At 35.3% G+C, this 7,558-nt stretch carries 7 protein-coding genes; 3 read left to right on the forward strand and 4 right to left on the reverse strand.

All coding sequences use genetic code 11. The features are described 5' to 3' along the window. Window positions 1-187: 187 nt before the first annotated feature. From HNS40_RS21275 to HNS40_RS21290, 4 genes are all read right to left on the reverse strand, one after another. Complete coding sequence (locus HNS40_RS21275) at window positions 188-820, reverse strand: nitroreductase family protein (RefSeq protein ID WP_172284734.1); 633 nt, start codon at window positions 818-820, stop codon at window positions 188-190. A 29-nt stretch (window positions 821-849) separates the two neighbouring features. Beyond that, entirely contained in the window at window positions 850-1,440 is a 591-nt protein-coding gene (locus HNS40_RS21280; RefSeq protein WP_216663632.1) for a TetR/AcrR family transcriptional regulator, read from the reverse strand. 304 nt (window positions 1,441-1,744) lie between these two features. Continuing rightward, window positions 1,745-2,968, reverse strand: a complete 1,224-nt coding sequence (locus HNS40_RS21285; RefSeq protein ID WP_172284735.1) for an Nramp family divalent metal transporter — start codon at window positions 2,966-2,968, stop codon at window positions 1,745-1,747. Further along, complete coding sequence (locus tag HNS40_RS21290; protein WP_172284736.1) at window positions 2,965-3,420, reverse strand: hypothetical protein; 456 nt, start codon at window positions 3,418-3,420, stop codon at window positions 2,965-2,967. The genes HNS40_RS21285 and HNS40_RS21290 overlap by 4 nt, the downstream gene beginning before the upstream one ends. 178 nt (window positions 3,421-3,598) lie before the next feature. Here HNS40_RS21290 and HNS40_RS21295 point away from each other — a divergent pair, with 178 nt between their 5' ends. The 3 genes from HNS40_RS21295 to HNS40_RS21305 form a co-directional block, all read left to right on the forward strand. Then, window positions 3,599-5,200, forward strand: a complete 1,602-nt coding sequence (locus HNS40_RS21295) for a cation:proton antiporter (protein WP_253916461.1) — start codon at window positions 3,599-3,601, stop codon at window positions 5,198-5,200. Between the two features lie 226 nt (window positions 5,201-5,426). Beyond that, complete coding sequence (locus HNS40_RS21300; RefSeq protein ID WP_172284738.1) at window positions 5,427-6,248, forward strand: T9SS type A sorting domain-containing protein; 822 nt, start codon at window positions 5,427-5,429, stop codon at window positions 6,246-6,248. Window positions 6,249-6,324: 76 nt separating this feature from the next. Further along, window positions 6,325-7,558, forward strand: a 1,234-nt coding sequence (locus HNS40_RS21305; protein WP_172284739.1) for a hypothetical protein, incomplete at its 3' end; no start/stop codon positions are given.

Below are 7,558 nucleotides of genomic sequence, written 5' to 3' on the forward strand. Positions count from 1 at the left end.
AATAGTCGAGCATGCCTTCTGGAAAAAACAAACTCATAATAGCCAAATCATTTTGCATAATTGATGTGATTCTTTTTTTCAAAAGTATAACATTTTAGCTCATCCCCCCAGGTTTTGTTCTTGACCCCAAAAAAGCCAGCTATTCTGGTTAAGAGTAACTGGCTTTACTTGTATATTCCAATAAAGATTAGTCTATTACAGTCACTAAGTCATTTTTACTTTTTCTTACTTTTTTTAGATTCACCAACCAATCGTTTTCGGTATCACGATAACCTAGAGGAAGCATCACACAAGATCTTAATCCCTTTTCTTTTAGGTTTAAAATTTCATCTACAGCAACAGGATCAAATCCTTCTAAAGGTGTTGCATCAACTCCTTCAAAAGCAGCCGCTGCAATGGCTTGTGAAAAAGCAATATAAGCCTGACGAGCTGCATGATTGAAGTTCACCTCTGCATCTCTTTGTGGATAAGCTCCCAAAAGCAACTGACGGTAATCTTCCCAGCCTTGGTTTTTGAAACCACGTACCTCATTGGTTAAGTCGAACATCTTATTGATACGATCCTCGGTATAGGTATCCCAAGCAGCAAACACTAATAAATGAGAACAATCAGTAATCACTGACTGATTCCAACTTACGGGTTTGATTTTCTCTTTTATTTCTTGGTTGGTAATCACAAACACCTCGAATGGTTGCAATCCACTTGATGTAGGAGCCAAAGAGATGGCTTCAATAATATTATCGATTTTTTCTTGTGCTACTTTTTCACCATTCATGGCTTTGGCAGCATATCTCCAGTTTAATTTATCTAACAATTCCATTTTTATCATTTTTATGTGTTAGAAAAGCTTTAAAGCTTAATGCTATCCCAAGCCGCTTCAAAAGCCTTTTCTAAAATTTGTTCATTTAATTTACAGTGGGATCTGTTTTTGGTATTCATTAAAAAAGCCATAGGATAAATGGTGAATGCGTACAATAAATAAGGAGAGATTTTTTTAATTAAAGCCTCCTCTTGTCCACGATTCCATAAATCGAGAAGCGGTTGCAAATGCCTCAATCCTTCTTGCCTGCTTTTTTCATCTAAAATAGGTGTATTGTCGCATTGATCTAAAAAAGAAGACTCCTCAGTTTGCTTGATTTTAAAACCAGCAATACGATACCAGATTTTCCTGAAACTCTCCTTTACTGGATCATCCTCTTTAAAATCTTTAAATGCTTCTTTACTAAATGCTGCTTTTATACTCAAATATAACTGATTCACTAAATCCTGCTTGTTCTCAAAATAAAGATAGATGGTTCCAGGAGATACCTTGGCCAGTTTGGCTACCTTCGACATGGAAGCCTCTTGTATTCCTCCTTGATTGATCAGCTGAAGGGTAGCTTGCAATAATGCCACTCTCTTGTCCTTGCTCTTTTGAAGTTTTGGTATCAATTTGTTCATCTTATCTATTTGAGAAGGCAATATTACAAAATATGAATGAACGTTCATTTATTTGTCAATTAAATAACATATTCAGTAAGAACAATCAATAAAGAAACTATCAAATGATCAGAACTTTCACAATATATCGCCCCCAATAAAAGTGTTGAATATACAGTTAACAGAAAGGCTAGTTTCGGATCTTAATTACCTTGTTAATTTTTTTTATGTGGAATTACAAATAGGAAATAAGGTGCTTTTGGTTCATAGAGTTAAAATCTTTAGGGAGTGGAGTTCGAATGAAAGTCAGAGGGGATTGTTAGTGTTAAACAAACTCCCAAAGCTTCATTCCCATCAATAGACTAAATAAAGCAAAGGCAATAAAAAGTAAGAAATTAATAAAAATAGAATTCTTCAAGACCTCATTTTTTCTATTATTGAGCCAGAATAAGGTAAAAGCTAGAAAAGGCATAAACATGCTACCTGTAACGGCATAGGCAATGATAATCCATACTGGTTTCTGAAAAAAGAGAAGAACTAGAGGAGGTAAAGCAATAAATGCTAGGAAATATTTATAGGAATTGTCTTTACTCAAATCAATATTTGAAATAGAAGAATGAGTCATTGAGTTTGAACGAGTACGCATATAGTCGGCAAATAGAAATGGAACCCCTTGCCACACCCCAAGCATAGAACTAAAAACAGCACCCCAAAATCCCAATAAAAAGATCCATTTTCCCACTTCACCGCTATTTTCGCCTATTTTATCAGCTAATGACAGCACCATTCCGTTTCCATTTACCACTTCGGGCTGTAATTGGGCCGCAATAATCATAATGGCCATTCCAAAAAGTCCGGTTAAAATATAGGCAACAGATAAGTCTATCTTTACTTTAGGCAAAAAGGAAACACTATTCCACTCTCGCTCTTTAATCCAATATCCATAGGAAAGTAAAGTAACAGAACCTCCAACTCCACCAATGATTCCTAGAATTAACCAAATGGATCCCTTAGGAATGCTTGGGAGAAAAGTTCCTTTTATTACCAAAGACCAATTAGGTTGTGAGATAATGGTGGTCAATATTACGATGATAAACATCAAAGCTATCATCGCCTTCATGATGCGTTCAAAGAAGTTATATTGGAAAAACAGAACCAAAACAAAGGCTAAAACTGCATGAATAATGCCCCATTGGGCCACTGAAAGAATAGGAAATATGGCATGAGCGGCTAAGCCGCAAGCACCTGATAATGCCGCTCCAACTATAAAAGACCAAATGATTAAATATGATAAGAAATAATAGGAAACCCAGGAAGGGAAATAGGATTTCCAGGCTTCAATCATAGATTTTCCGGAAGCCAATTGCCAGCGAGCAATACCTTCGTTTAGTGCGTATTTTAATAAAGCACCTAATAAGGCACTCCATAATATGACATAAGAAAAATGAGCTCCGCCCACAGAGGCAGCTACTAAATCACCCGCTCCAACTCCAGTAGCTGCAACTACTAAACCAGGCCCCAGGTCTTTAACCAAACTTTTCAGCCTCACTCTACTAGGATTTTAGCTCTCCATTTACCCTCCTCCAAGCGCATTCTCTTCTTAGCAAAAAGTTTCATGATGATTCCGGATACAATGACTCCAGAAGCTACCCATATTCCTTGTTCATCAATGGATTGATTATTAATCAAATCTAATCCCAAATATAAAGCTCCTCCACTTATCAATGCACTTCCTGTGATATTGAGACCATATCGAAGTTTATAGATGATTTCAATATCCTTGATCTTAACTTCATGAACGAAATCAACCACCATCATACTATCACGAATGACATTTATGGGGCCGGAGATTCTGAGACCATCTATGGTTTTGAGGTCGATATTATTTCCTGCATAATAGATTTTATTATTTACCGTCCCCGGTTTCTCAACTACAAGCATGTTTTGTGCTATAAGGCAGGGGGCTAAAAAGAGGAAGAAAAGTAAGTATAGAAATCGCATCACTATATTTTATCATACAAATATGGAGATAATAAACGGGATATGCTTTCGCTTTTAACTTATTTTTAAAATTCTCTGATAAAAGAGACTATACTGTAACTTGGATTTAACAGATTATTGAAAATCTCTTCAAAATATAGAATAGTAAAAGCCCGTATAAATAGTATCTTTGTTACCAATGTTTGCAACTTGGCATATCGACGCAATTTGGATCAGTATTGCTTTCATAGCTGGCTTTTTGGCTAAAAAAGTAAATCTACCTCCTTTAATAGGATTCTTGGCTACAGGATTTTTATTGAACTTTATTGGTATGTCAGAAGGTAATATTGCTATTCATGCCTTAGCGGAATTGGGTGTGATGCTTTTATTATTCAATATTGGGCTTAAAATAAATCTTAAATCACTGCTGCATAAGGAAATATGGGCTAGTGCAGGGATTCATTCTGTTATAACTACACTGGTGTTTGCAAGTTTGATAAGCATTATTTCTACCATTGGGTTAGGATATTTGACTCCTCTTAGTTTTAAAACTGCTCTGATCATTGGATTCGCTTTAAGTTTTAGCAGTACTGTTTTTACCATTAAAATATTAGAGGAGCGTGGAGAAGTCAATTCCTTCCACGGAAATATAGCCATTGGGATACTGGTCATACAAGATGTTCTGGCGGTTATCTTTTTAACGATTTCAAAGAATGAAATCCCTAGTCTTTGGGCTCTTGGACTTCCGGTTTATCTCTATTTAATAAGATTTCTCTTCTATCGCATTTTAAAAACCATTGATCACGGAGAGCTATTAACGCTTTTTGGCTTTTTTGCAGCTTTTGTGGCAGGTGCAATGAGTTTCGATATGGTGGGTTTAAAAGCTGACTTAGGGGCGCTTATTATGGGGGTTTTATTGGGAAATCATGGTCGGGCTAAAGAACTATCTACACATATGGGTGGCTATAAAGATTTCTTTCTGATTGCCTTCTTTTTTGAGATAGGACTGTCAGGATTACCCACTTGGAGTACCTTGCTCATTGCTGTAATCATGACAATGATGCTGGTTTTAAAATCGGGTCTTTTTATGTACTTGTTTACTCGTTTCAATCTTCGAGCGCGTACCTCTTTGCTAACAACGTTAAGCTTGTCAACATATAGTGAATTTGGTTTGATAGTAGCGGCAATTGGTGTGCAAGCAGGTTGGATGGAGTCAAGTTGGTTGGTTACTTTAGCATTAGCTTTGAGTTTATCATTCTTAATAGCTGCTCCATTTAACCATAGAGCACATGAGATATTCAACCATTTTAAACCACAACTAATGCGTTTGAATTCCAGTAAAGTTCACCCCGATGACGAACCAAGCAATTTAGGAGATGCTGAGGTGTTGGTTTGTGGGATGGGAAGGATAGGACGTTCCGTTTATCGGCAAGTTTGCCAAGAATATAATGACAAAGTAGTTGGAGTGGATTATAATCATGATACTGTGGAAGGAGCTCAGTCAGAAAATAAGAATGTGATTTGGGGAGACGCTACAGATAGTAATTTTTGGCAAAATGTAGATTTAAGTAAAATTAATATGATATTCTTGTCTTTTAGTAATCATACCTCTAATGTAAATACAAGTATTGAACTTAAAAATATTGAGCACAGTGGAATTAAAATTGGTGCAGTATGTGAGTTCCGCGATCAGGCCAAAGAACTTCACGATAATGGAGTAGATTTCATTTATAACGCCCGCGAACAAGTTGGGAAGGAGTTTGCTAAGGAGTTTTTATTGAATCATTCTGAGTCTAATTGAGTTTTTCAAGTAAGTAGAAAAAAGAAAGGCTGGTTTCCTCATTAATTTTCTGTAGTATTATTAATCAAAGTTTGAAATTAACCTACATATATTTGCATTAAGGCACTACAAAACAAAGATCCTATCTAACATCAATTTAATGATGAAATTTATGCTCCTTTGAATTATCAGAAAGCCTACTCAAATACAAATTCCCAAAAGCAGGACCAACCCCATGCCCGAATATATGAAACAGCAAATTATTAATGGGCAAACCATTATAGGTGCCAAAGAAAGTTTAGAAGCACAATTGCAAAATAGCAAAGCAGAATATAGTACTGCCTTCAATCATATATTGGCCCGTTATACTCACGATACTATAAATAATCATAGCGATAGTATTTTGTATTTACTAAGTCAATCACAAAATATGGAATCGCGCTATCAATTGGCAGGTATTTACTTACAGAATAATGAAACCACAGCTGCCAACCAAGTATTGAACTCCATAGCAACAGACTTTACTTTGGATAATGATGATGCCTACGAATTAGATAAATTGCAAGAATATTACCAAGTATTGGCCAATGTAAAAAACAATAATAGAAGTATTTATGAGCTTAGCGAAACAGAAAAAGCCGAAATCCTTCTATTATCAAATGATACGGTGAATTTAGCTTCGGCTTGGGCTCGCAATTTACTCATCTATTTGGGCGAAAAAGAATATCAAGCACCCATATATTTACCGGAGTTTGAAAACAAATCGGCTCTAATTACCGAGCCTTTTGATATAAATATACCAAAAGAAGAATATGCTGAAATCAATATGTATCCCAATCCATCCAGAGATTATGTCATTTGTGAATACGATATTAAGATGACATATCAATCAGCAAATTTGGTGATTACAGAAACCTCCACCGGTAAGCGTTTAGATAACATTGTTATCGAACAAAAACAAGACAGTAAGACCATAGATTTAAAATCATTTAAATCAGGCAGCTATATTATTACCCTAAAAATTGATGGCAAAGCTATTAATAGTACCACATTCAATATAATTAAGTAAATTTGGAAGATGAGAATCCATGGGAGATAGGAATGCAATTTATTTGCATTCCTTTTCCCTTTTTAAAATAAAGCAAATGAGAAATTTTCTAATAAATATATTTCTGTTTTTTTCAATTTATGCAAATGCTCAATTTATCTACTCTGATACCACTTGGGAAAGGTGGTATGGGGCGCAAAATAATAATGAATCGGCTTTGGCTTATAAAAATGATATAGAACATTATGATAAAGGTTATATTTTCCATGCCAATTATGAGGAATTCATGGAGGGTAAAACTTTTATTAAAAAAACGGATATAAATGGTTATTATCTTTGGGAAAGAAGAATGGATTCTACCTATCAAAACTATATATTATCCATGAAGAATCATGAAGATGGTGGACTTATTATGTGTGGGATAAGCAATTTTACAGGCGTTGCTAATCCGTGGGTATCCAAATTAAATGCCTGTATGGAAGTAGAATGGTGTAAAATATTTGAATGGCCCGAATATTCCTTTGCAAAAGACCTTGCTATAGATCATAATGGGGATATTATTGTTTTATGCTATGGTTTTGGTTATGGCGATATAGAACGTATTAATTTAATCAAACTGGATACTGAGGGGCATATTATTTGGAAGGATGATTATGCTACCATGGATGATTACCCAGTGATATGGAATGCTATACCTGATAAAATATTAATTGGTGAAGAAAATGATTATTATATAGCTGGAGAAGCAGAATGGCCAATTAATAATGACCCCTCCCAAGGTTGGGGAACTCGGTCTTTATTTATTAAGGTTAATCCTAATGGGGAAGAGGAATGGATATTGCCCTTTGGTATTTATGATAGCCTATATAGTAAACCTTGGAGTATTCACAATTTATCTGAAGGGAATTTTGTAGCTATAGGCAGTAACTATCAAACCCATCACCCTGTGTTGATGTATTTTAATGAAAATGGAGAAGAGCAATCCTTTGTGTCAAAGCAAATCATGCCTGAGGATTATTTTTCCACCCGTCTGGCTGGATCTATTCAAATTAGCGACACTAGTTTTATCAGTATTTGGCGGTATTTGTATACCATTGAAGAGTATAATTACCACTACGGATATATTAAATTTGATACGGCTCTTAATATCATAGACTATAAAGAAGATGACAGATGGAAAGACCCAGCTAATTTAATTTATAGCTATAATGACAAAATCGTAACCGTAGGTAGAATGAAAGAGAATAATTCCTCTGGTAAATATGATATTTATATGAGCAAGCGTAATCTGGACTTTACTTATGATACTGTATACCCCAATTGGACAGGGC

It is taken from the genome of Lentimicrobium sp. S6, from assembly GCF_013166635.1.
In the GTDB taxonomy this organism is placed as follows: domain Bacteria; phylum Bacteroidota; class Bacteroidia; order Bacteroidales; family UBA12170; genus UBA12170.

What these genes read in the sequence shown, in the direction of transcription:
- HNS40_RS21275 (WP_172284734.1), bottom strand. Translation starts at nt 820, where the DNA reads ATGGAATTGTTAGATAAATTAAACTGGAGATATGCTGCCAAAGCCATG.
- HNS40_RS21280 (WP_216663632.1), bottom strand. Translation starts at nt 1,440, where the DNA reads ATGAACAAATTGATACCAAAACTTCAAAAGAGCAAGGACAAGAGAGTG.
- HNS40_RS21290 (WP_172284736.1), bottom strand. Translation starts at nt 3,420, where the DNA reads ATGCGATTTCTATACTTACTTTTCTTCCTCTTTTTAGCCCCCTGCCTT.
- HNS40_RS21295 (WP_253916461.1), top strand. Translation starts at nt 3,599, where the DNA reads ATGTTTGCAACTTGGCATATCGACGCAATTTGGATCAGTATTGCTTTC.
- HNS40_RS21300 (WP_172284738.1), top strand. Translation starts at nt 5,427, where the DNA reads ATGAAACAGCAAATTATTAATGGGCAAACCATTATAGGTGCCAAAGAA.